We start from the raw sequence: 22,263 nt of genomic DNA on the forward strand, positions 1-22,263 counted from the left end.
ATTTGAATCATTTTTCCAGCAGAAAACTCCGGAAATCCTCCACCCGGGTAAAGTATTTCCGACAGCGCCTCTGCATCTCTTTTCTGATGGATGAAACCTGATGACCCCAGCCGGCCCCCAGGGTATCTATACCCAGCTGGCTGGCCATCTCTATTCCGGGGGAAAGGTCATCGAGCACCGCTGCCTCCCCTGGAGCTATACCCAAACGCTTCAGAGCCTCCCGGGCGGGCCAGGGATGGGGTTTGCGTCGCTCAGGATCATCGTTCCAGCCGAAGACCAGATCCGGGACAAAGCCTTCCGCTCCGTGGGAGTAGTCCCGGAGAATATGCTCCTCCTCCGAATGGGACACCACGACCACCAGACCTCCGGCGTCGCGAAAACTTTTAAGAGTATCGACAATGCCGGGAAAGAAACCGGGGATACGGGTTGTGGTATAGCTCCGCCAGATGGAGAACTCTTCCTTCATCTCTTCGGGGCTGAAGTTCAGTTCCCCCGTGTAGTAGTGAAACACGCCGGGATGGAAATTCTTTTCGAACCATACATCCAGGGATTCCGGCTCCAGTCCGGGCCGCATCTGCCGAATGATCTCGCAATGGGCCGGATAATGGATGTGCCGGGTACTGTCGACGCAGGTATCATCATGGTCGACAAGAAGACAACGATACATAACAACTCCCCTGGGATACTGATTTCTTGCGTTTCCCGACGTTTACTGGTACATTATTACAGCATGCTTGTACGCAATAAAATTACAACGGAACATTTGGATTTCGCAATAGCCAACGGCGAGTTTCCCCGGGAAGTCCTGGAGGCCGCTCCTCTGGTGGCCTGTATTATGACCCAGAGCTGGTGTCCCCAGTGGGTGTTCATGCGCAGCTGGCTGAAACAGCTGGAAAAATCCACCGACACTACTGAAGGTCTCAATATTCACACCTTCGAAGCAGAATACGATAAAATGTCGAATCTTCCCGAATTCCGCACTTTCAAGGAACAGGTCTGGAATAACTGGGAAGTCCCGTACATCCGCTACTACTCCGGCGGCAATCTTATTCACGAATCAAATTTCGTCTCCGCCATGATGTTCCTGGATAATCTGAAAAATCAGTAAAGGGATGCTCCAAAAACGTGGTATTTTGGGGAGGTGCCCTGAAGCAGCTCAAACAGGCATTTCACCTCCGGGAATATAGAAAAAGCGCAGCATGCTCACAATATAGACGATATACAGGAATATCAGCACGAATCCCTTCCATCGGTGGAGGGTATGCCGGTGACGGGCAAGCAGAAGCATGGTAACGACCATAATGATCATGGATGGAAAGGCAAAGTAGATTACATTTGTCCCCACCTGTATGGTGTTCGCCGCCGCCGCGGCACCGACAATCCAGAGAATGTTCAGAATATCCGCCCCGATAATATCTCCGAAGGCAAGATCGCCGTGCCCCTTGCGGGCGGCGGTAATGCAGGTGGCGATCTCCGGCAGGGATGTACCGATGGCGATAATCGTCAAACCGATTATGACCTCCGGGACCTGGAAAAACCGGGCGATATTCAGGGATGAACTGACGAGAAACTCACTGGCGATAATGACCCCTGCAACGCCGATAAAAAAGAGGAGCAGCTGTTTACCCAGGGAACCGGGTTTTATGTGTTCTTCAATTTCCTCTTCCGGAGGCGGAGCAAGACCCGCATTCTTTTTGCTGCTGTGAACCATGACGATCAGATATCCCGCCAGGATTGCGAGAAGCATGAATCCCTCAAGGCGACTGATTATGCCGTTGACCGCCAGTCCGAAGGCAAAGAGGTCTATAACAACAAGGAAAAGACCCACCCGCTTGAGGACTCCCGGATTTATAGTGATGGCCTTCGGAGCGACAAGTATTGCCAGGGCCAGTGCCACACCGTCATCGACTATTACCGAACCGATGGCGTTGCCCAGGGCGATCTCCGGAAAACCCCGTATCGCCGACATAAGAGAAACCGTGAACTCCGGTGCGGTTGTAGCGAAGCCGACCAGAACAATACCGATTATCACCTTGTCGATCCGGGCCTTCACCGCGACACCGACGGCTCCATCCACCAGGAAATCCGCACTCTTCGCGAGGACATAAAAACTGGCAGACAATACGAGAAAGTTAAGCACCATGTTTTCAGCGGGTAAATGCATGAAACGCCTCTCATTTTCGATGGAAAAATCAGGATTGAGTGTAACCGTTGTGCCGTTTCCGTTGCAAGTGAAGAATACTCGCTGCCAGCTGCAGGGGGCTTTAAAATAATTTTCTGGCCTTCCCGGACTTTATCCGGCATAATGGGATTATGGCAAATGATATCGAAATAGCCCGGAGTTACACCCTCAGGCCCATCGAAGAGATTGCGGCGGGCATTGGAATCGGAAAAGAAGATTTACGGAATTACGGACCCTACATTGCAAAAATCAGACAGCCGGCCCTTTCGAGACTCCTGGAAAAACCCCAGCGGGGAAAACTGATTCTTGTCAGTGCCATAACCCCCACCCCGGCGGGGGAAGGAAAAACGACTACAAGCATAGCCCTTGCTCAGGGTCTGGCCAGAACAGGGAAAAACCCCATTGTAGCCCTCAGGGAACCGTCCCTGGGTCCGGTTTTTGGAATAAAAGGAGGCGCAACCGGGGGAGGCCACTCCCAGGTTCTTCCCATGGAGGACATCAACCTTCATTTTACCGGAGACCTCCACGCTGTAACCAGCGCCCATAATCTTATTGCCGCTGCCCTGGATAACCGCCTGCATTACCGCCAGGGACTTCGCGTCTCACCGAGGAACGTCCTGTGGCCCCGGGTAATGGACATGAACGACCGCGCCCTGCGCAGCATGGTCATCGGCCTGGGGGGCAGCAGCCACGGTGTACCCCGGGAGTGCGGATTCGATATAACCGCTGCCTCCGAGATAATGGCGATCCTGTGCCTCTCCACGGGCTATGAAGACCTCAAGAACAGAATCGCCCGTATTCTGCTGGCCTTTACCGAGGATGGTGATCCTGTCCGGGTGGCGGATCTGAAGGTCCAGGGTGCTGCAGCCGCTCTTTTACGGGAGGCCCTGCTGCCGAACCTGGTGCAGACCGGGGAAGGCGTTCCGGCCCTGATTCACGGCGGCCCCTTTGCCAACATAGCCCAGGGAGCCAATTCGGTAATGGCCACAAACCTGGCTCTGCGCTGCTCCGACTACACCGTCACGGAGGCCGGCTTCGGCTTCGACCTGGGAGCTGAGAAATTCTTCGATATCGTGGCTCCCTCCGGAGGATTTTCCCCGGATGCCGTTGTACTCGTGGCCACCGTTCGGGCCCTTAAGATGCACGGAGAAGTCCCGAAGAGTGAACTTGACAGGCCGGACCCGGCGGCTGTGGCGAAAGGGGGAGAGAATCTGGAGAAGCACCTGGAGAACATCGCCAAATTCCGGGTTCCCGCGATTGTTGCCATCAACCGCTTTCCAGGCGATACGGATGAGGAAATCGAGGCGGTCAGGAAAATCTGCGAATCAAAAAATGCTGCCTACGCGGTCTCAACGGGCTGGGCCGACGGCGGTAAAGGTGCGGTCGCACTGGCAGAGGAGGTCAGCAGGGTCTGCGAAACCGGAGAAAAGGGCAAGGCAGCCCGTCTGTATGACTGGAAGCTCCCGGTGGAAGAAAAGATCGCCATAGTCGCCCACGAGATATACGGTGCCGAGGCGGTTGACTATACCACGGAGGCAAAAAAGGACCTGCGGCGAATTCAGAAGCTCGGCTACGGAGAGCTTCCGGTGTGCATAGCAAAGACCCAGAGTTCCCTCTCGGACAATCCCAGACTCCTTGGACGACCCAAGGATTTCCTGGTTACCGTGAGACGTATTCTGATCTCCGCAGGGGCCGGATTCCTGGTTCCCCTTACAGGAGACATTCTCCGAATGCCGGGGCTGCCCCGTGTACCGGCGGCGGAAAATATTGATATCGACGCAGAGGGCAACATCAGCGGTCTTTTCTGAACAATCGTATCATATATTACTGCTCTTCCGGGATTATGTGAGTAATTTTATCATATAAGACAAAATCCAGCCCGGGAGGCAGTATGAAGAAAATTGCTTTCTTTGACACAAAACCCTATGACCGCCGCTACTTCGAGGCACAGCTTGACGGCAGGGAATTTGAAATCAGCTTCTTCGAGACCCGCCTGTCCCGGAAAACCGCGGACCTGGTGAAGGGCTTTGACGGGGTATGTGCCTTTGTCAACGATACCATCGATGACAAAGTTATTGAAATTCTGAAGCGGGAAAATATCGGTGTCGTGGCGATGCGCTGCGCCGGCTACAACAACGTGGACCTGAAAGCCGCCTATAAGAGCGTGCATGTTCTCCGGGTCCCGGCCTATTCCCCCTATGCTGTTGCGGAGCATGCAATGGCGCTCATTCTTACCCTCAATCGCAGGACCCATAAGTCCTACTTACGGACACGAGAGAGCAACTTTGCCCTGGCAGGTCTCGAAGGCTTCGATCTTAACAGGAAAACCGCCGGGGTAATCGGTACGGGTAAAATCGGCAGGGTCATGATCAGTATACTCAAGGGTTTCGGAATGAATATCCTGGCCTATGATCCCTATCCCGACCAGGATTTTGCCGGACGGGAAGGCTTTTCCTATGTGGATCCCGGCACCCTGTACTCCCGGTCCGACATACTATCCCTCCATTGTCCCCTTACCAGGGAAACCCATCATCTGATAAACGAGGAGGCCCTGGAGGCGATGAAACCCGGGGTCATGATTATCAACACCAGCCGGGGCGGTTTAATAGATACAAAAGCCCTGGTGGAAGGACTCAAGGGAGGAAAAATCGGTTACGCCGGCCTTGATGTATATGAAGAAGAGGGGGACTACTTTTTCGAAGACCTCTCGGGAGAAATTATCTCCGATGATATTCTGGCCCGGCTTCTGACCTTTCCCAACGTACTTATCACAGCTCACCAGGGCTTCTTTACCCGGGAAGCCCTGGCGAACATTGCGGAAACAAGCTTGGAAAACTTCCGTGCCTACTTTAACGGCGGTCCTCTGGAAAACGAAGTCTGCTACCGCTGCGACCGTCCGGAATGCCGCAAGGAAACCGCAGGACGCTGCTTCTAGCGGAAGAGTTTGTCGATTTCCTCCTCGTAGAGCTCGGCGATAACATGGCGTTTAACCTCCTGTTTTGCCGAGAGCTCTCTGCCGATTTCAAAACTTCGGGGGATAAGGGCAAAACGATAAATACGCTCAAAATGCTTGAAGCCGTTCTTTCCGCTGATAAGTTCCTGTATTTCGCTGTTGAAGAGTTCCCATACATCCGGCAGCTCCAGCATATCTTCGCGGGTAATATAGGGCACGTGGTTTGCTTTAATGTAATGCTCCACCTCTTTGGCATCGGGAACAATCAGAACCCCAAGGAACTTCCTGTCCTGCCCGACCACCATAGCCTGCTCAATGTATATGGACTCCCTCAGTTTGGCCTCGATAGGTCCGGGTTCGATGTTTTCACCGCCGAAAAGGACTATGGTGTCCTTGGCCCGGCCGCGGATATCGAACTCCCCATCCCTGGTCCAGACGCCGAGGTCCCCTGTGTTTAACCATCCCTCTTCATCGACAATCCGGCGGGTAAGGTCTTCCCGTTTGTAATACCCCTTCATATTCTGGGGTCCCCGGGCCAGAACCACTCCCCGGGTATTCGGCGGAACATCCCTGCCTTCGTCGTCCACGATACGTATTTCCGTCTCAGGAAACACATCCAGGGTCAGAGGCACAGGGCGAAAATAATTCCGGACTGCCACAACCGGACCGGTCTCCGTCAATCCGTAACCGTTTAAAAGGCAGACCCCGGCGGCCTGAAAAAAGGAATCCACCGCCGCGGGAAGAGATCCGCCCCCCGATACACCTGCCCTGAAACGTCCGCCCAGTTTCTTCTTGATGGCGGAGAAGACGAGGACGTTCCCCAGCTGTTTAAAGGGGAAAAGCAGGATCAGCGGTACCAGACTGATAAGCTTGTCCAGCAGTCTGTTGCGGTATTCAAAGCGGGGCATCCGTCCGAGAAACATGTTCCGCATGGTGGCATAGACGCCGCCGACCCAGACAAAGAAGTGAAAAAGGACTCTGCTTACCACTGGCTTGGATGCAACATTTCGATAGATGCCGGTTTTTACAGCCTCCCATATTCTGGGGACTGAACCCATCCACTGGGGCTGGACAGCCTGAAAATCCTGGAGCATGATCTTTCCAATGGGTTTTGAATAGGCAAGAGCGCTTACCGTTCCGATGGCGACATACTGTATAACCCGCTCAAAGGAGTGCCATACCGGAAGCACCGAAAGCCATATATCCCCGGGCTGTATGTCCACTATTTTCTTGACCCCTTTCACCTGGTGCAGGTAGGAACGGTTTGTCAGCATTACCCCCTTGGGTTCCCCGGTGGTGCCGGAGGTAAATATTATGGTTACCACATCATCGATATCACCCTTATCTATTTCCTGTTCAAGAAACTCAGGGTCCTTTTTTATTGCTTTGGCCCCCCGTTCCATTACATCTCCATAGGTATGGAGTTTAAGGCCCCGGGGGATCTTTTCCAGCTCCGAAGGATCGAACTCCTGATCCAGTACAACCATGATTTTCATGGACGGCAGTTCGTGAACAACGCTCAGTACCTTTTCCGCCATTTCCCTGTTTTCCACAAAGACAAGGCGGCACTCCGCGTAATTCAGAATAAACGCGATCTCCTGAGGCATGGAATCGCGTCCCCGGGGCACATCCATGGCGCCGAGACTGATGCTTGCCAGATCAGCCACAAGCCACTCTTTTCTGTTGTCCGCGATCAAACCCAGATGATCACTGCGGCGAACACCCAGATCGTGCAGGCCGGAGGCGAATACGGATACCTCCCGATACAACTCAGAAAAGCTGACGGGAACAAAAGCCCCTCTGGAGTTCTTGGAATACTGGGCGGCATGGTCGGGATAATCCCGTACAATAGATCGAAAAAGTTGAGGTATAGTTGCAGTCATGGCTTAAATATACAATGACAATGTCCGGGACACAAGCAAATATTCGGCCGGTGGCCGACAAAAATAGAAGGGGATATTTATTCCCGGCTCCTGAACGGAAAAATAGGTTTATGGATATATTGCCTAGAGCTGATTCATCGTCTATTCTTTTATAAGAGGGCGATAGTAAAGGCTTTTACTATGGCTTCGAATTCACGCGGAACGTTGGAAGAACAGGTAAAGGAGCACACATGCAGATCCGCACAACAGGAAACAGCAAATATCTATTTCGAATACTGATCCCGGTATTCATTGTTCTACTGCTAATGGGAAGCTGCTCGACAATTGAAGGTGTCCTGAATCTGACCAGGCCCACTGCCGAGTTTGAAAAAGTGGAAATTACAGGACTGAGTTTTGACCGGGCAGACCTGCTCTTTTATGTTACCGTCCGCAACCCGAACTCCATCGGTTTAAAGCTTGCCGGTCTGGAGTACGATCTCGCAATGGAAAACCAATCACTGATCCGGGGTAATCTGGACAAAGGGGTGGATCTGAGGGCCGGTGAGTCGGCCCTTCTGGAAGTACCTGTTTCCCTGGGCTATGCAAATATCTTCAATACCGTACAGACGGCCCGGGAGAAGGATGAGCTTGACTACAAGGTTGATCTGGGTTTTACCTTCACCATTCCCGGCTACAGCAGCCTGAAGGTACCCCTCTCTTTTACCGGGACCGTCCCGGTACCGAAGCTTCCTTCCCTGAACCTGGCATCCCTGCAGGTGAGAAACGTCAGTCTTACACGAATCGATCTTGAGCTGCAGCTCGAGGTATTCAATCCAAACAAATTCACCATCGATCTGAATAATTTCAACTATGATCTGACCGTAGCCGGCCGGCCATGGGTCCGGGGAAGCAAGGTTCGACCCTTGAGTTTTCGCGGAAAAAGTACGAGTACCGCGGCGATTCCCCTCTCCCTCAACATTGTGGAAGTAGGCCGCTCGGTTGTGGATCTGCTGTCGGGGAACCGCAGGCTGGATTATCAGCTCAGGGGCGACACCCGGATTGATACCGGGCTGCCTTTACTGCAGGACTATCTTTTCAGTTTTTCAAAAGACGGACAGGCGGAGGTTTTCCGCTGAAAACTAGTAATCCCTTCGGGAATATCGTCCTCCCCTTCGTTCAGACCGGGAGGACTTTCCGCTTACAAGCCTGACGATGAGAAGAAAAACAATCAGTCCCGCGGCTGCCCAGAGGAGGGTCCACAGAACGGGGGTTCCAAAAAGATACCCGGCCATACGGGTGGCATCGGAAATATGACCTGAAGGATTAATCAGATCTCCCCGGATATCAAATAGAACATAAAAAATTCCCAGCATCCCGAAGAGTTTCAGTACAAGATCGTTCAGAATTCCCGGAAGAAGAAACCCGATTAAAAAGAGCGCGATACCAAAGATAACCGCGTACACCATTGTAAGTCCCACGGAGGCAAAAACAAGGGAGAGAATAACGAGTCCAACCCCCAGCAGCATGGTCACAAGCTTGTCAAAACGGAAAACTGTGGAAGTCAAAAGAAGGAGAAAACCGAGAACCATGGCTCCGGCATAACCTGCGATAACAGTCAATCCTTCCGCTCCTCCGCTCACAGCTATGGTGAACCCGGATTCCAGTCCCGCACTGACGGAGTCTATTCTGCCGCCACTGATCACCACGGACAGGGCTCTCCCGCTGTCATACAGAAGGTCTGCAATAATCCTTATCGGGAGCAAAGCAGGAAACTCCCAGAACAGCCAGATTGCGCCGGTTAAAAGAATCAGCAACAGAAAATGAATCAAAGTAAAGCCGCTTCGCCTCATAGGTTCCCTCACTCATCTGCTTTAATGATTTTTTTGTTATCGGATATGTACTGCATTCCCTGAAACACCACCCTGGATGACTCACCGTGTATTTTGCAGAATGCTGACGATGGTATCTTTAATCGAGAGAAAAACATCTACAAGCTCAGGATCAAACTGTTTGCCCGCCTTGGTCTTTATATATAAAAATGCCGACTCTTCATCCCAGGGATCCTTGTAGGTGCGGGGAGAAACCAGGGCATCAAAAACATCTGCTATGGCCACAATTCTGCCGGAGAGGGGAATCTCCTTACCGGTTTTTCCCGGTCCCGGTTTGAGGGTGTCGGAAAATATATTCTCGACATGGCCGGGATACCCGTTCCCGTCCCAGCGTTCATGGTGGGAGAGGGTTACCTCAAACGCGACCCTGTCCCATACGGAACTGCGCCTGGAAAAGAGACGGGCGCCGTAAATGGTATGCCAGACCATTGTCTCCTTGTCATCCTCGGAAAACTCATCTCCCTTTGAAAGAAGCTCGGAATCGAGTCCGACCTTGCCGATATCGTGCAGCAGAGCTGCCAGCCGCAGGGCCTCCTTACCTCTGTTACGCTGAACCAGGGGCGTACCCATCCGGGCGCCGAAGGCGTCAAACAGAGCGGCGGAGTACTCCCCCACTCTCTGGGCGTGCAGACGCGATTCGTGGGGATCCCGCAGCTGGGATATCTCCACAAGACGCAGGATCATCTCTTTTGCAAACTCGGCCTTCTCGAGGGCCATTGCAGCGTGCTGGGCAAAGTAGGAAATAAAAAGCCTGTCCTGCTGAGAAAAGGGCACAGGGTTTCCTGTTTTATCCAGGGCATTGATCAGCTGAATAACCCCCAGGATTTTCCCTTCAGTATCTTTCAGAGGAACCGCAAGGATGGACCGGGTACGATAGTTGCTTTTCCTGTCAAACTCCGGATTGAACTCAAAAGAGACATCCCCCGGAATGGAATACACATCATCGATCAACAGGGACTGACCTGTCTCGGCAACGAACCCGGCAATGGATTTTGTGTTGGCCGGGATACTGCGCGTCGTATACAGGTACTTGTTGTTTTCCCGTTCCCCCCGGTGGAAGAGGGTATCGTTTTCTATAAAGGCAAAATAGAGTTGATTATCCCTGAGCTGGTACAGAGTCCCGGCATCGGCTCTGACAAAAGTTCTTGCTTCATGAAGAATGTTTTCCAGGATAATATCAACATCTTTGAGGGAATGCAGTCTTTCAATAACCTTAAGCAAAGCTCCGGCGTCACGTACAGCAGGCATATGCATAAGTATACCCGTCTTTGGAAAAAACTCAAACACAGTTTCTATTTTTTCCGATAAAGGATATGCCGATTATACTCAGAGATTCCGGCCGGACATCTCAATCCTCGCAAGATAGTCCTTGAGTCGCTTAAGCTCCGATTCGATTTCCTGCAGACAGGCCGGAGCATTCTGCATCGTACCGGCTTTTGCTTCAGCCTCCAGGAGCTTAGCCGCGGCGCCGACACTTTCAGCCCGGAGATTATAGGCCGCCCCTTTTACAGCATGGCTTTCCCGATGGACGACCAGATCGTCCATCGAACTGACTCCCTGACGTATCCGCGCGATACGATCCTCCGCGTCGATAATAAAACCGGAAATGAGATCCCGGACGAAGCTTTTATTGTTGTTGAAATCAGAAAGGAGTCGTGAGAGATCTATGATTTCCCGGTGCGACGGCTCATTTCCATCCTCCCGGAAAAAATCCTCTGAAGCAGAATCTCCGCCGGAACTGCTCCAGCGCGCCGCCATATCGATCAGTTCATTCCGGCGGAAGGGTTTTACCAGTATATCGTTCATACCGGCCTCCATATATGCAGCGAAGTCCCTGGAATAGGCATTGGCCGTAAGGGCGATTACCGGAACAGAAATACCGGAGGAACGGATCCTTCTGACAACCTCGCATCCGTCCATATCCGGCATTGAAATATCCATAAAAACACAATCGTATTCCCTGGTAAGAAGCAGATCCAGTGCTTCGGCCCCACCCCGGGCACATGCCACCCGGCAGCCTGCTTCAGCTAAATGGTGCTGTGCAATCGTGAGATTGCTTGGATAGTCATCCACGACCAGGATTCGGCAGTCAGGGGGAGGCAGCATACGGACAAGGGAATCCGGTCTCACCAGGGGATCGAAGATCCCGTCAGACTCGACACAACGCATCGGAACCTGTACATCAAAAACTGTCCCTTCCCCGTATACGCTGGAGACCCCGATGGTCCCGCCCATTTTATCAATAATCAGCTTGGAAATAGCTGTGCCCAGGCCAAAGCCCCGGGCACTCCGGGTGCGCCCCGCCTCCACCTGATAAAATTTGTCGAAAAGCCGTTTCAGATCGGCCTCTTTAATCCCGATGCCGGTGTCGGAGACGGTAAAATGCAGAAATACGATCTCCTCTGATTCATATTCACCGTCGGCGATCAGCGAAACCCTGCCCCGGGAGGTGAACTTGATACCGTTATCCAGAAGATTAATCAGTACCTGACGAAGTCTCAGTCCATCACCCAGAACCTGACGGGGCAGACCCGGACTGAGTTCCACAGAAAATCCTATGCCGCGGGCCTCCGCCTTGGGACGCAGGATCTCCTCAATTGACCGCAGAAGCTCGGGCACATCAAAGGGTTCCTCAATAAGGTCGAGTTTACCCGCCTCTATCTTGGATATATCGAGGAGCTGATCGATGAGTTCTGAAAGCCGTTGTGACTCTTCGACTATCAGTTCCGCGTACTGACGGGATCCTGCATCCTGCCCCAGAGAGCCGGAAAGGGCCTCTCCGAATCCCATTATCGCATTCAAGGGGGTTCGCATCTCATGGCTGACATTGGCGAGAAAATCACTCTTCGCCCTGTTTGCTGTTTCTGCCCTCTCCGTTGCAGCATCGAGTTCAGCGGTTCGTTGAGCTACAAGGTCCTCGACCCTGGAGGTATAGTTTTCCAGCTCCGTTCTGGCCCGCATGGTCCTGAGAGCAAGGGAGGTAAAAATAGAGAGGTTGAAAATAAACAACCCCACCCCCTGAAGCCACATGAAGGGAGCTGCATACAGTCTGTTTCCGGAATCCGTCACCTTCAGTATGGCATAAACCATGTCATGCAGCCCGAAAAGAACGGCAATTACGATTCCGGCGAATATAAAGCGGGCGTCAGGATTACCGGTGAGCATGGCTTTGACGGTAATATGAAAGATATAAATCAGAACCGGAACCAGGGGAATGAGGGTTATGCTGAAAACGTCGTAGGCTTCGGACTCATTTCCCGGAATAACAAGAATTATGGCGCTGAGAACCAGACTGTTGAGAAGAATCAGATACCGCAGCCACTTTCGTTCGTATATGGAAAAGTATTCCATAAAGGAGACGGCACAAAAGCCGATCGCCAGGGGAAGCGCGGCCTTTGATATGACAAAACTGAGCAGGGGGGGAAGAAAAAACGGTTCATAGGCCATTCGATAGAAGTAAAAGGCAAAGAACAGATTGGCCGCTCCTATGTAGAGATGAAAAATCTCGTTACGGCGCACCCGGAAATAGATAAGCGTATAGTAGACCATGAAGATACAGAAAAAGGTATAAAGCTGGGCGTTAAAAAAATTAATACGCCGGGGGTTTATGAAATTGGAGAGTCCGTTCTTGCGGGCAATCTGGACATCATGAACAAAGGCTTCCTGTTCCTGAATATCGAAATCCACAAAAACTTCGTTCACTCCGTTAAAATTGATCCTGTCCCGGGGCAGATCTATTAACGCAATCCTCCTCTGTTTTACGCTTCCGGTGGAAATCGGGCTGTCCTGCTCATCGAGGAGAGAACCATTCAGAAAAACCCGCAAAGAACCCAACACCTCCGTTTTCAGCAGAAATCCGCCGACGTTTCGGAACTGCGGGTTCACTGTGAACAGCGCGCGCTGCCGTATCTGTTTCGGCATACTTCCCTGGGGAAAATGCAGTATATCCCCGGGCTCGAGGAGTTGTCGGTGCTCACTGCCGTTATTCCAGATGATCTCCCATTGATACGCGACAGAACTCGGATCTTCTATTTTGTGAATATGTTTAGCCGCCGGATCTTCTCCCGAGAGGGGAAAAAGAAAGAGTACAAGAGCAGAGACAAACCAGACCCGCCAGACCGAAACGGAAGAACGATAATTCGCCATTTAAATCCTGTTATTGCTGATATCCGGCTAAAATCCTATCCCAGAATTTGAAAGGGGTCAAACATCTTGATACACTGGGATCGAAAAATGGAGACACGCATGCTGATTGAGGAGTTGAAAAAGAATCCCGCGCCCGGGCTCGGAAGCGCCGCCTTCGGAGTGATCCACCAGGGACATCAGGACGACAGGGATTCCCTCTCTGCCCTTATGACAGCCCTGGATGCCGGGGTACGTCATATAGACACCGCCGCCGCCTATGGTTCCGGGCACAGCGAAACAGTTATCGGCAGGCTTATCCGCCGTCGTCCGTCAGTACGGGACGGACTTGTTCTGGCAAGCAAGGGCGGTATCAAGGGCAGCAAAAAAAACTTTTTAAAAGAGATAGACAACAGTCGCCGTCGGCTGGGATGCGAGGTGGTCGACATATATTACATCCACTGGCCCATGGAAGGGGTTGATCCCAGGCCCTCCCTGGAGGCGCTGGCTGAAGCCAGGGAGAAAAGGATCATCCGGTACGCAGGGGTCTCGAACTTCAGCCCCCGACAGCTGCGGTCGGCCCATGCATTCATTCCCCTTGATGCCTGCCAGTTCCCGTACAACCTGATCTGGAGGAACCCTGAAACCGGACTCATCCCCCTCTGCGGAGAGCTTGGTATTGCCCGCGTCGCCTACGCCGCTCTTGCCCAGGGTTTTCTTACGGGCAAATATCCGCCGGGGAGCCGGTTTCCCCACGGCGATCACCGGGAGAGAACAGCATTCTTTGCAGAAGAAAATGCCCGGGCTCTGGGGGAGGGACTCAAAAAACTCAAGGGCCTGTGTGATGCCTATAATACGGCACTCCCGGTCGCGGCATTGCAGTGGATTGTCAGCAGGGAGCACATCGAAAGCGGTTTAGTCGGCGCCCGTACTGCCAGCCAGGCGAAGGAGAATTTTATTCTGCCTGCAGCCGATCCAGCACTGCTTCGGGAAATTGACAATGAGGGTAAAGAGATTGCTGCCTGCTTTGGGAATGCAGATACCTTTTTTACCTTTCCCTGATCAGGGTCTATTCCTTGTCGGCGTACTTCTCGGCGATGGTCTGGATGGAAGGCAATACCTCGAAGAAAATATCCACAAGCTCGGGATCGAACTTGGTTCCCCTCATGCTGCGCATCTCACTGAGAACGTCATCCTCCGACCAGGCCTCTTTATATACCCTTTTGGACCGAAGGGCGTCATAGACATCGGCAATTGCCACAATACGGCCGAAGAGGGGGATTTCCGTGCCTTTTCTGCCGACGACCTTTTTTCTTCGTCCTAATGGTTTATTGGTCATGATATCCACATATCCCGGATACCCGGAACCGTCCCAGTTTTCATGATGGGTGAGGACGATTTCCCTTGCGATATCATCCAGTTCCGAGTGATTATCCACAAAGAGTTTTGCCCCGCTCAGGGTATGGGTCTTCATGATTTCGTACTCTTCATCGTTGAAGCGGGCGGGTTTTTTCAGAATGAGATCACTGATCGCGACTTTACCCACATCGTGGAGCATGGCAGCCATACGCAGGTTATCCCGGTTCCGCTGTATCTCGTCCTCCGAGACACCATGATTCAGGGCCCACTTCTCATAGATTTCCACCGAAAATCCGGCGACCCGGTTAACATGGGGTCCGGTCTCCTTGGGGTCCCGCAGCTCCGCCATACTGATCATGCGCAGCAGAATGGCCCTGGTCATCTGGGCCCTCTGCAGCGCCACCGTAACATTGGCTGCGAAATGGGTAACCAGGATCTCGTCCTCCCGGGTAAAGGGACAAATAACCCCGTCACATCCGATCTTGTTTATGAACTGGATAACCCCCAGTAAATCGTTATTGTTCGTTTTCAAAGGGATAGTGAGCATGGAACAGGAACGGTACCCCGAAAGCTGGTCGTACTTTTTGTTATACCCATAGGGTGCCCCTTCGGGGAGCTCATAGACATCGCTGATATTCAGCAGTTCTCCGGTGGCAGCGACATACCCGGATATGGATTTTTTGTCGATGGGAACCTCAAAAAACTTGTAAATAAGCTTGTTCCCCTTGGGCAGTTTGCGCTGCAGGCTGGCATTCTGTGCATAGGATATGGCAAGCTTATCCGCCTTCTTTATATAAATAGAGCCGGCATCGGCCTGCACAACCCGACGGGCTTCCGTGAGGATCCGCTCCAGGAGGATATCGACATCCTTGATCTTGTTCAGTTCGGAATCAAGGGTTATTACATCCAATAGTTTTTCTGCATCAGCGCGGTAATCCCCGCTCATCAAATTCTCACCCCAGGTCTGGTATAATAATTAAAGGTCATTACCTTAAAATATAAACTGACGGTCCAGGAATGCAAACAGAGCCGTCCCGATTCTTTAAAAGATTTATTGCGTCACGCACTGAGTTTCTGGAATGCCGGCTCATCCGCTGACAGGGATTCATCTTCAACCAGGTATCCGGTTTCGATACACATCTGAAAAAGCTCGCGGCTGATCCGGTCCTCATGGATACGTTCATCTTCACCGTTCAGTTTTGTTACAATAAGCAGGATCTCGTCTTCATGTTCTTCAGAAACCTGCACGTAGGTGACTGCCGGATTGTCTCCCTTAACACGATAGGTCTTCATATCTATCCTCCCGATTTTCCATTTCCTCTTGTATCTTGTGTCTCCTCCATATTTTCGACACTTTGCTTCGCGGCCTTTACGTAATGTGGTATCAGCCGGAAAACCGGGTATGGAAGAAGATTATCCGGCGGAAGGGACTTCCGGTCCATCCTGAACCGGCAGGTAGTCGAGATTGACCCTGCTCATTGATTCAAACATTTTATCCTTTACATACTCACCCCGGGAGGCAAGAAGCTCCAGGGCTTTTCTGGCTTCCAGACGTTTCGAGGTCTGCCCGTAGGGGCAGCTTGTCGCATAGGTGGAGAAACCCATGAGTTCCGCGAACTCTACAATCTCCCGCTCCTTTATATAGCACAGGGGACGGATTACCCGCTGGGGATACCTGTCGTATTTCATGACCGGCATCATGGTGGAGATTTCGCCTTTATAGGCCATATTCATAAGCAGGGTCTCCAGGACGTCGTCCTGATGATGCCCCAGGGCTATAACGCCGAAATCATGGGCCTCGGCGTAGCGCAGCAGTTCCATCCTCCGCTGGGTGGAACACCAGTAGCAGTTCAGGCTTCGTCCCGGTTTCAAGCGTCCCCTTATGGGTACATCCAGAATTTCGTAATCAACACCCCAGGAATCAATGATCTCCTCCATTCGTTCATCCGCCGAACAGCCGCTGAAATCGCTCCGGATATGAAGGGCTTTTATATAAAACGGTGTTTTCCAGGATTTCTGCAGTCTGGTCAAAAGATAGAGCATGCTGAGACTGTCCTTTCCTCCCGAGAGGGCAACGAGGAGACGATCGTTTTCCTTCAGCATTGGAAAGTTAAGAAAGGCACGGGCGAGCTTTTTTGACAGTCTGGCTGCAGTCTGCCTGGCTTCCCGATCAAGAGGCTTCAGAATCATGCCGGGAGGGTAACAAAAATTAGCAGAAATGTCAGCTATACCGGGATTGACATATTCCCGTTCGTCATCACAGACTGGGGAGGATGAAGCATATCGAAATAGAAGACCCGAAGCTGCTTGCCCACCTGGAACAGCTTCCTGAAGACGGTCTGGACATATTCATTCTGGACGAAGAACGGGACAATGCGGTGCGTGGAGCCGTTCTGAACGCCACCGCCCTCGTCAACGCAATGCGGAGTGCCCATGAACTGGGAATTCTGGAATCCCTTATCCTGGGCCAGGCCTATATAGGCTCTCTGCTCATGACCCGAAGCCTTAAGGGTACAGGACGGCTGAATCTGGAGATTGGCTGTGCAGGGCCCGTGGCGGGACTTTCCGTGGAAGCCACAGCTGCGGGGGATGTCCGGGGATACCTGAAGCAGGTACCGATCCCGGTGGAAGCGCCTCTGGAGAGCTTCGACACCTCCCCTTTCTTTGGTCCGGGGATTCTCACGGTACAGCGTTTTGCTGACAACAGCGACGTGCCTTTTACCGGAAATACGGATCTCTATTACGGAAACATCGGAGAGGATATTGCCCGTTATTACCTGGTCTCCGAACAGACACGGACATCCGTCTCGGTGAGCATGAAGTTTGACAGAGAGGGGAGAATTATCGGGGCGGGCGGTCTGTTTATCGAGGCCCTGCCCGGTGCTTCGGACAGTTTTCTTGAAGACATTCAGAAAAGAATATCCTCCATGGATTCAATCGGGGAGACAATCGCCGGGGGAACCGCAAATCTTGAAATTCTCGAATCAATCTTTACGGGATGCCGCATGGAAAAAATGGAACACCGCAGTGTCCGTTTCCACTGTCCCTGCTCCCGGGAACGCTTTAAAGGTTTTATCCGGTCCATGAAACTGGAAGACCTGAATGATATTGCCCGGAAGGGCCCGTTTCCCCTGGTAACCCAGTGCCACAACTGTAACAGCACATACACGTTTTCCCGGGATGAGATTCGGGAACTGCTGGACTCGAGGAACGGCAGCGGGCGGAAGGAATACTAATCGACGTATATCATCCTGCGGGTCATTCCACCGTCGACAACGAAATTCTGGCCGGTAATGAAACCCGCCTGGTCAGAAGCAAGATACGCCACCAGGGAGGCAACGTCCCGGGGAACCCCGACCCGTCCCGCCGGATGCTGACGGTTGTCCTCCAGCGAAAGGGACTCACCCGCGGAGTTTATCCACCCCGGACTGATGGAATTGACCCGGACCTCCGGTCCGAGGCTGACGGCCAGGGCGTGGGTTAGGGAGGCAAGTCCGCCCTTGCTGGCGGAGTAGGCTTCGGTGCCCGGCTCCGACATGAAGGCCCTGGTTGAACAGATATTGACGATAGATCCCCGGGAAGCCCGGAGCATGGGGATACACTGACGGCTCATCAGAAAGGGACCTGTCAAATTGACCGCGAGAACCCGGTTCCAGTCTTCTATACTCAGGTCCGCCGGGGGGGATGGCTTCCTGACGGCAGCATTATTCACCAGCAGGGACACACCCCCAAAAGCGGATTTGCAGCGGGAAACCGCCAGTTCAACCTCTGTCTCTGACGCGACATCCGCAGCAATAAAATCGACCCGGCCGGAACCAAAGCGCTCCGACAGGGTCTTCTGTGCCTTCTCTCCCCCGTCGGGGTCGATGTCCACAAGCAGAACCCGATAATTATTGGCTTCAAGAAGTACGCGGGCGATCTCAAAGCCGATCCCCCGTGCTGCTCCGCTGATTAGGGCTGTTCTTTCCATGGGCCGCGACCTCCCGGAATATTACATTGCCGCTCCGATCATCTTTTCAGGCAGCCAGGTAATTATACCAGGGAAAATAGTACAAAGCAAAAGGGTAAACATGATGATCATAACAAAGGGGATTACACCCTTGATAATGTGAGCCATGGTCACTCCCGTCTCAGGCGGAGCCGTTCCCTTCATGACAAAAATCGACATAGCCATGGGGGGAGTCTGAAAAGCCATCTGCAGGTTTATACAGATCATCATCCCCGCCCAGAGGGGGTTGAAGCCCAGCTCCACAAGGATTGGAGAAAAGATGGGTACAATGATAAAGACGATACCGATCCACTCGATAAACAGTCCCAGCAGAAAGACTATCAGCATGATCACGAAGAAGGACGCCCAGCGGCCGCCGGGAACAGCCATGATCATGTCCGCCACAACGTCTCCGGCTCCGGCATTCATGAAGATCCCGACAAAGGCATAACAGAGGGCCGCTATCATGACGACGAAAGCGGATACCCGCAGTGTTTCCAGAGAGGCATGTTTAATCAACTGCCAGCTGAATTTGCGGTAGACTATGGCAAGGATAAGCGCAGCCGTACATCCCATCGCCGCAGCCTCAGTGGGAGGAGCTATTCCGGAGAATATGGTACCCAGTACCGCCATAATGAGCAGGACCGGAGGAAGCAGGGCCTTCATGAGACGGACCATCTTCTTCATGGAGAAGGGGGTAATCTGGTCTTCGGGAATTGCAGGGCCCAGAGCCGGATTCAGCTGACAACGGATCATGACATAGAGAATGTAGAGCCCGGAAAGGATCAGTCCGGGAAAGACAGCGCCCATGAACATCTGGCCGATGGATAATCCCGCCTGGGGACCGTATACAACCAGCATGATGCTCGGCGGTATAAGAATACCCAGGGTCCCCGCCGCCACAATTGATCCCGAGGCAAGAGAACGGTCATACCCGCGCTCGATCATCGGCCCCAGGGCGATCAGGGTAAGTATTGTAACGGATGCGGCGATTACCCCGAGACAGGCAGCCAGGACCGTCCCGAAGACTATGGTGACTATAAGCAGTCCGCCCCTGACCCTGCCCAGAGCCTCATACAGGCTTGTATACAGGTCCCTGGTTATTCCCGAATGCTGGAGCACCACTCCCATAAAGGTAAAGAGAGGTACCGCCAGATAAGGATAATTCAGGGAAAGATCGTAGAACCTGCTGTAGAGAATGTGAAATGTCGTCGTCGGGCCGAAAACAACAAGACCGACAAAGAACGACACGCTTCCAATTACGAAGGCGATGGGATACCCGGTTAAGACCAGAGCGAATACACCGCCGAGCATTAAAAATGCGACTATTTCCGCGCTTAATTCAATCAATTGATTCACCTCGTATAAGCATGTATACATCCCGAACAAGGTTTGCCAGTCCCTGGAGCAGCATTAAAAAAAGTCCCAGGGCAAAAACTGTTCGATACGGTCCTGCCGGGGGGTACCAGAAGCTGTTGAACATTATCTCATTGATTTTCCAGGCTTTGATTGCCCACCGGGTTGCAAGAACCAGCATGACAGTCATCAGGGGAAAAAAGAAAAGCAGCGAACAGATTACATTAATCAAAGCCCGCCCGCGATCAGAAAACTGGGAGTAGATCAGGTCCACCCGGGTGTGGGCATCATGCAGGTAATCAAAGGACGCGCCCAGCAGATACACGACACCACCGGCCATACAGAGCGAATCATAGGCCCAGATAGTCGGGGCATTGAAGAAGTGCCGTGATATTGTTTCGTAGGTACCGATAAGAACGAGCAGAAAGGCGAACCATTTGCCAACGGCTCCCGCTTTCTCACTTACAAGGTCCACGAATCTCAGCAGTTTGCGAATAACGGACATTGTATCCTCCATTCATAAGAAATTCTCCCCGGGTTATTCCCGGGGAGTAGAGAGTCGCGCTTCCTTATTTATTTGATGGAAGCGTATGCCTCGCCAAAATCTTTCATGGAGGTATAGATCTCTTTGAAGATGGGAGGCTCGTTCTGGGATTTCTCTTCATAGAAAGCTGCAGCTTCAGCTACCAGAGCATCCGCGACTTCGGTGGGAAGCTTGTAGACCTCGTTCCCGGCTTCCTTGAACTTCTCGACTGCCTTGATGGATTCGTTTACCAGATACTCGTGCTGAGCCTGGGTCCAGTAGGCGACCTCGGCCCGTACAATACGCTGAAGGTCCGCGGGCAGTTCGTTAAAAGCGTCCTTGTTTACAAAAAACACCTGGGGATCGCTGGGAGCACGGGAAGGAGAAAGAATTACATACTTCGCAACCTCGTTGAAGTGCATCTCCCAGTTGGACGCCAGAGTGGAATATTCCATGGCATCGATGGTTCCCCGCTGCATTGCCTCATACAGATCACCTCCGGGAATAATTACCGTTGCAGCACCCATACGCTTCAGGATTTCTCCGCCGTCGCCCATGCAACGGGCCTTAAGACCTTTCAGGTCATCCACACTTTCAATCTTGACCTTGGAATGGAAGAATACCTCTTCCGGCAGGGGAGAAAGGGCCCCGGGAAAGGTCATTACGTTGTAGCTTTCCATCATCTTGTTCATAAGGTCCGCACCCCCGGCAAAATCAAACCAGGTACGCAGAGCCTCACCTGGAAGGGCCCCGGGTCGGGAACTTATGAGACCGGCTGCGGACCATTTGTCCAGGTTGTACATCGGACAGGTGTAGGCCATCTGCAACACACCTTCGTGAACCGCATCAAGTTCCTTGTAGGCCGGCACAATCGAACCGCCGACAAAGGGTTTGACTTCCAGACGTCCGCCGGATGCCTCGGTTATTGCCTTACAGCACATGTCATGATAAAGTTGAGACGGGTCTGTAGCAGGACCATGACCGGAAGATTTCCAAACAATCTTCTCAACCGTCTTTGCCGGTGCGTCGCCGGCATCGGCGGTTTTTGTCTGCTGGCAGGATAGCAGGGCGATTCCTGCAATGAGTACAACCAGCAACAGGGGAATTCTTTTTCGCTGAAACATCTGTAACCTCCTAGGTTTACCAATTATTTTAAGGCCTGTTTTCTTAAGCCTCGTAACCTGTTTATAGTTCCTACTCCACATAAAGACTCGAACCTGTCCGGTTGTGAAAATAGCGGCAGTTCGACGCGCGGAGTATATCCATGGCCTTTTCACCGGTGCAGTGAGAAACCCCCAGTACCTTGAAGGAATCATCCGCCAGATAGCTGATGGATTTCTCCAGGCTCTCCCTGGAGGCCTCCACCAGGTGGGTTCCGCCGAGTACCGCGTAGACCGGACGATTGAGAAGGCTTCTTACGGTGTCGATCATATTTTTCATACCCGGATGGGAACAGCCGAGAAGAATGATGATCCCCCGGGGAGAATCCACTGCAACCAGGACTTCATCGCTGAACTGGTCCGGGTCGAATCCATCGCTTTTCCGTAAGACAAAACGGGGACTTATGACTTCATCCATATGCCTTCGATCAAAGCCCGTTATAACCCAGACCCCCTCCACAATTTCCGTGATCGGTGAATCGACAAAAGCGTAGGAAACACCGGAATCCCGGAGGAAGGCCTCGTTAAAATTGTTTCCGATAAACTCGTAAGATCCGTTGTAAAAGGCATATTTCTCATCAAAAAAACCCTGTCCCAGGGTAAGTTCAAACCCGGAATGGACCTGAAGAAGAGAACGCAGCCCTCCACTGTGATCATAGTGACCGTGGCTGAGTACAACATGATCTATCGCAGTCATATCGAGACGCAGCTGACCGGCATTATGAATAAAATTTGCCGACTGCCCTGAGTCGAAAAGTATTGAATGATTATCTTTCTCAATAAAAAAGCTGAGACCGTGCTCATTTTTTAACGCACGATGCTCTCCCTGGCTGTTCTCCACCAGGGTTGTAATACGAACAGGCATAACT

The 22,263-nt window shown here is 52.3% G+C and carries 20 protein-coding genes; 6 read left to right on the forward strand and 14 right to left on the reverse strand.

Translation table 11 applies throughout. The features are described from left to right. Nucleotides 1-7: 7 nt before the first annotated feature. Nucleotides 8-667 (reverse strand): HAD family hydrolase, encoded by a 660-nt coding sequence (locus B4O97_RS02680; RefSeq protein ID WP_083048058.1) that lies wholly within the window; start codon nucleotides 665-667, stop codon nucleotides 8-10. A gap of 96 nt (nucleotides 668-763) precedes the next feature. Here B4O97_RS02680 and B4O97_RS02685 point away from each other — a divergent pair, with 96 nt between their 5' ends. Then, complete coding sequence (locus tag B4O97_RS02685) at nucleotides 764-1,108, forward strand: hypothetical protein (protein WP_143305491.1); 345 nt, start codon at nucleotides 764-766, stop codon at nucleotides 1,106-1,108. Nucleotides 1,109-1,156: 48 nt separating this feature from the next. Here the strand turns inward: B4O97_RS02685 and B4O97_RS02690 are convergent, their stop codons facing one another. Next, nucleotides 1,157-2,164 (reverse strand): calcium/sodium antiporter, encoded by a 1,008-nt coding sequence (locus B4O97_RS02690; protein WP_198947003.1) that lies wholly within the window; start codon nucleotides 2,162-2,164, stop codon nucleotides 1,157-1,159. A 149-nt stretch (nucleotides 2,165-2,313) separates the two neighbouring features. Here B4O97_RS02690 and B4O97_RS02695 point away from each other — a divergent pair, with 149 nt between their 5' ends. Together B4O97_RS02695 and B4O97_RS02700 are read left to right on the forward strand one after the other, a co-directional pair. After that, nucleotides 2,314-3,990 (forward strand): formate--tetrahydrofolate ligase, encoded by a 1,677-nt coding sequence (locus tag B4O97_RS02695; protein WP_083048062.1) that lies wholly within the window; start codon nucleotides 2,314-2,316, stop codon nucleotides 3,988-3,990. Nucleotides 3,991-4,073: 83 nt separating this feature from the next. Next, nucleotides 4,074-5,117, forward strand: a complete 1,044-nt coding sequence (locus B4O97_RS02700; RefSeq protein WP_083048064.1) for a 2-hydroxyacid dehydrogenase — start codon at nucleotides 4,074-4,076, stop codon at nucleotides 5,115-5,117. Here B4O97_RS02700 and B4O97_RS02705 read toward each other — a convergent pair. After that, nucleotides 5,114-7,018: an AMP-dependent synthetase/ligase gene (locus B4O97_RS02705; protein ID WP_083048066.1), complete on the reverse strand. Its 1,905-nt coding sequence runs from the start codon at nucleotides 7,016-7,018 to the stop codon at nucleotides 5,114-5,116. The genes B4O97_RS02700 and B4O97_RS02705 overlap by 4 nt on opposite strands. Before the next feature lie 230 nt (nucleotides 7,019-7,248). On the opposite strand from B4O97_RS02705, the gene B4O97_RS02710 reads away from it, so the two are divergent. Next, nucleotides 7,249-8,133, forward strand: coding sequence for an LEA type 2 family protein (locus B4O97_RS02710; RefSeq protein WP_083048068.1), 885 nt, complete (start codon nucleotides 7,249-7,251; stop codon nucleotides 8,131-8,133). Nucleotides 8,134-8,136: 3 nt separating this feature from the next. Here the strand turns inward: B4O97_RS02710 and B4O97_RS02715 are convergent, their stop codons facing one another. From B4O97_RS02715 to B4O97_RS02725, 3 genes are all read right to left on the reverse strand, one after another. After that, complete coding sequence (locus B4O97_RS02715; protein WP_083048070.1) at nucleotides 8,137-8,847, reverse strand: M50 family metallopeptidase; 711 nt, start codon at nucleotides 8,845-8,847, stop codon at nucleotides 8,137-8,139. Nucleotides 8,848-8,928: 81 nt separating this feature from the next. Then, the gene (locus B4O97_RS02720) at nucleotides 8,929-10,134 is read right to left on the reverse strand and encodes an HD family phosphohydrolase (protein WP_158084116.1); all 1,206 of its coding nucleotides are present in this window, start codon (nucleotides 10,132-10,134) and stop codon (nucleotides 8,929-8,931) included. Nucleotides 10,135-10,212: 78 nt separating this feature from the next. Next, a complete protein-coding gene (locus B4O97_RS02725; protein ID WP_083048074.1) occupies nucleotides 10,213-13,032 on the reverse strand; it encodes a response regulator in 2,820 nt (939 codons plus the stop codon). 87 nt (nucleotides 13,033-13,119) lie between these two features. On the opposite strand from B4O97_RS02725, the gene B4O97_RS02730 reads away from it, so the two are divergent. Next, entirely contained in the window at nucleotides 13,120-14,070 is a 951-nt protein-coding gene (locus B4O97_RS02730; protein WP_083048076.1) for an aldo/keto reductase, read from the forward strand. A 7-nt stretch (nucleotides 14,071-14,077) separates the two neighbouring features. Here B4O97_RS02730 and B4O97_RS02735 read toward each other — a convergent pair whose 3' ends face one another. The 3 genes from B4O97_RS02735 to B4O97_RS02745 all read right to left on the reverse strand — a co-directional run bounded on the left by B4O97_RS02735 (nucleotide 14,078) and on the right by B4O97_RS02745 (nucleotide 16,557). Continuing rightward, nucleotides 14,078-15,313 (reverse strand): GAF and HD-GYP domain-containing protein, encoded by a 1,236-nt coding sequence (locus B4O97_RS02735; protein ID WP_083048078.1) that lies wholly within the window; start codon nucleotides 15,311-15,313, stop codon nucleotides 14,078-14,080. Nucleotides 15,314-15,426: 113 nt separating this feature from the next. Continuing rightward, complete coding sequence (locus B4O97_RS02740; protein WP_083048080.1) at nucleotides 15,427-15,660, reverse strand: hypothetical protein; 234 nt, start codon at nucleotides 15,658-15,660, stop codon at nucleotides 15,427-15,429. Between the two features lie 120 nt (nucleotides 15,661-15,780). Then, nucleotides 15,781-16,557, reverse strand: a complete 777-nt coding sequence (locus B4O97_RS02745) for an ATP-binding protein (RefSeq protein WP_083048082.1) — start codon at nucleotides 16,555-16,557, stop codon at nucleotides 15,781-15,783. Between the two features lie 83 nt (nucleotides 16,558-16,640). On the opposite strand from B4O97_RS02745, the gene B4O97_RS02750 reads away from it, so the two are divergent. Beyond that, the gene (locus tag B4O97_RS02750) at nucleotides 16,641-17,603 is read left to right on the forward strand and encodes an Hsp33 family molecular chaperone HslO (protein WP_083048084.1); all 963 of its coding nucleotides are present in this window, start codon (nucleotides 16,641-16,643) and stop codon (nucleotides 17,601-17,603) included. Here B4O97_RS02750 and B4O97_RS19200 read toward each other — a convergent pair. From B4O97_RS19200 to B4O97_RS02770, 5 genes are all read right to left on the reverse strand, one after another. After that, a complete protein-coding gene (locus tag B4O97_RS19200; RefSeq protein ID WP_096348831.1) occupies nucleotides 17,600-18,337 on the reverse strand; it encodes an SDR family oxidoreductase in 738 nt (245 codons plus the stop codon). The two genes, B4O97_RS02750 and B4O97_RS19200, sit on opposite strands and share 4 nt — an antisense overlap. A 21-nt stretch (nucleotides 18,338-18,358) precedes the next feature. Beyond that, complete coding sequence (locus B4O97_RS19205; protein ID WP_096348832.1) at nucleotides 18,359-19,705, reverse strand: TRAP transporter large permease; 1,347 nt, start codon at nucleotides 19,703-19,705, stop codon at nucleotides 18,359-18,361. Then, nucleotides 19,698-20,216, reverse strand: coding sequence for a TRAP transporter small permease subunit (locus tag B4O97_RS02760; RefSeq protein WP_083048086.1), 519 nt, complete (start codon nucleotides 20,214-20,216; stop codon nucleotides 19,698-19,700). Before B4O97_RS02760 ends, B4O97_RS19205 begins: the two co-directional genes overlap by 8 nt. Nucleotides 20,217-20,284: 68 nt before the next feature. Further along, the gene (gene dctP / locus B4O97_RS02765; RefSeq protein WP_083048088.1) at nucleotides 20,285-21,358 is read right to left on the reverse strand and encodes a TRAP transporter substrate-binding protein DctP; all 1,074 of its coding nucleotides are present in this window, start codon (nucleotides 21,356-21,358) and stop codon (nucleotides 20,285-20,287) included. A 70-nt stretch (nucleotides 21,359-21,428) separates the two neighbouring features. Further along, the gene (locus B4O97_RS02770) at nucleotides 21,429-22,259 is read right to left on the reverse strand and encodes an MBL fold metallo-hydrolase (RefSeq protein WP_158084117.1); all 831 of its coding nucleotides are present in this window, start codon (nucleotides 22,257-22,259) and stop codon (nucleotides 21,429-21,431) included. Nucleotides 22,260-22,263 lie beyond the last annotated feature (4 nt).

The organism is Marispirochaeta aestuarii (assembly GCF_002087085.1).
GTDB classification, from domain to species: Bacteria; Spirochaetota; Spirochaetia; order JC444; family Marispirochaetaceae; genus Marispirochaeta; species Marispirochaeta aestuarii.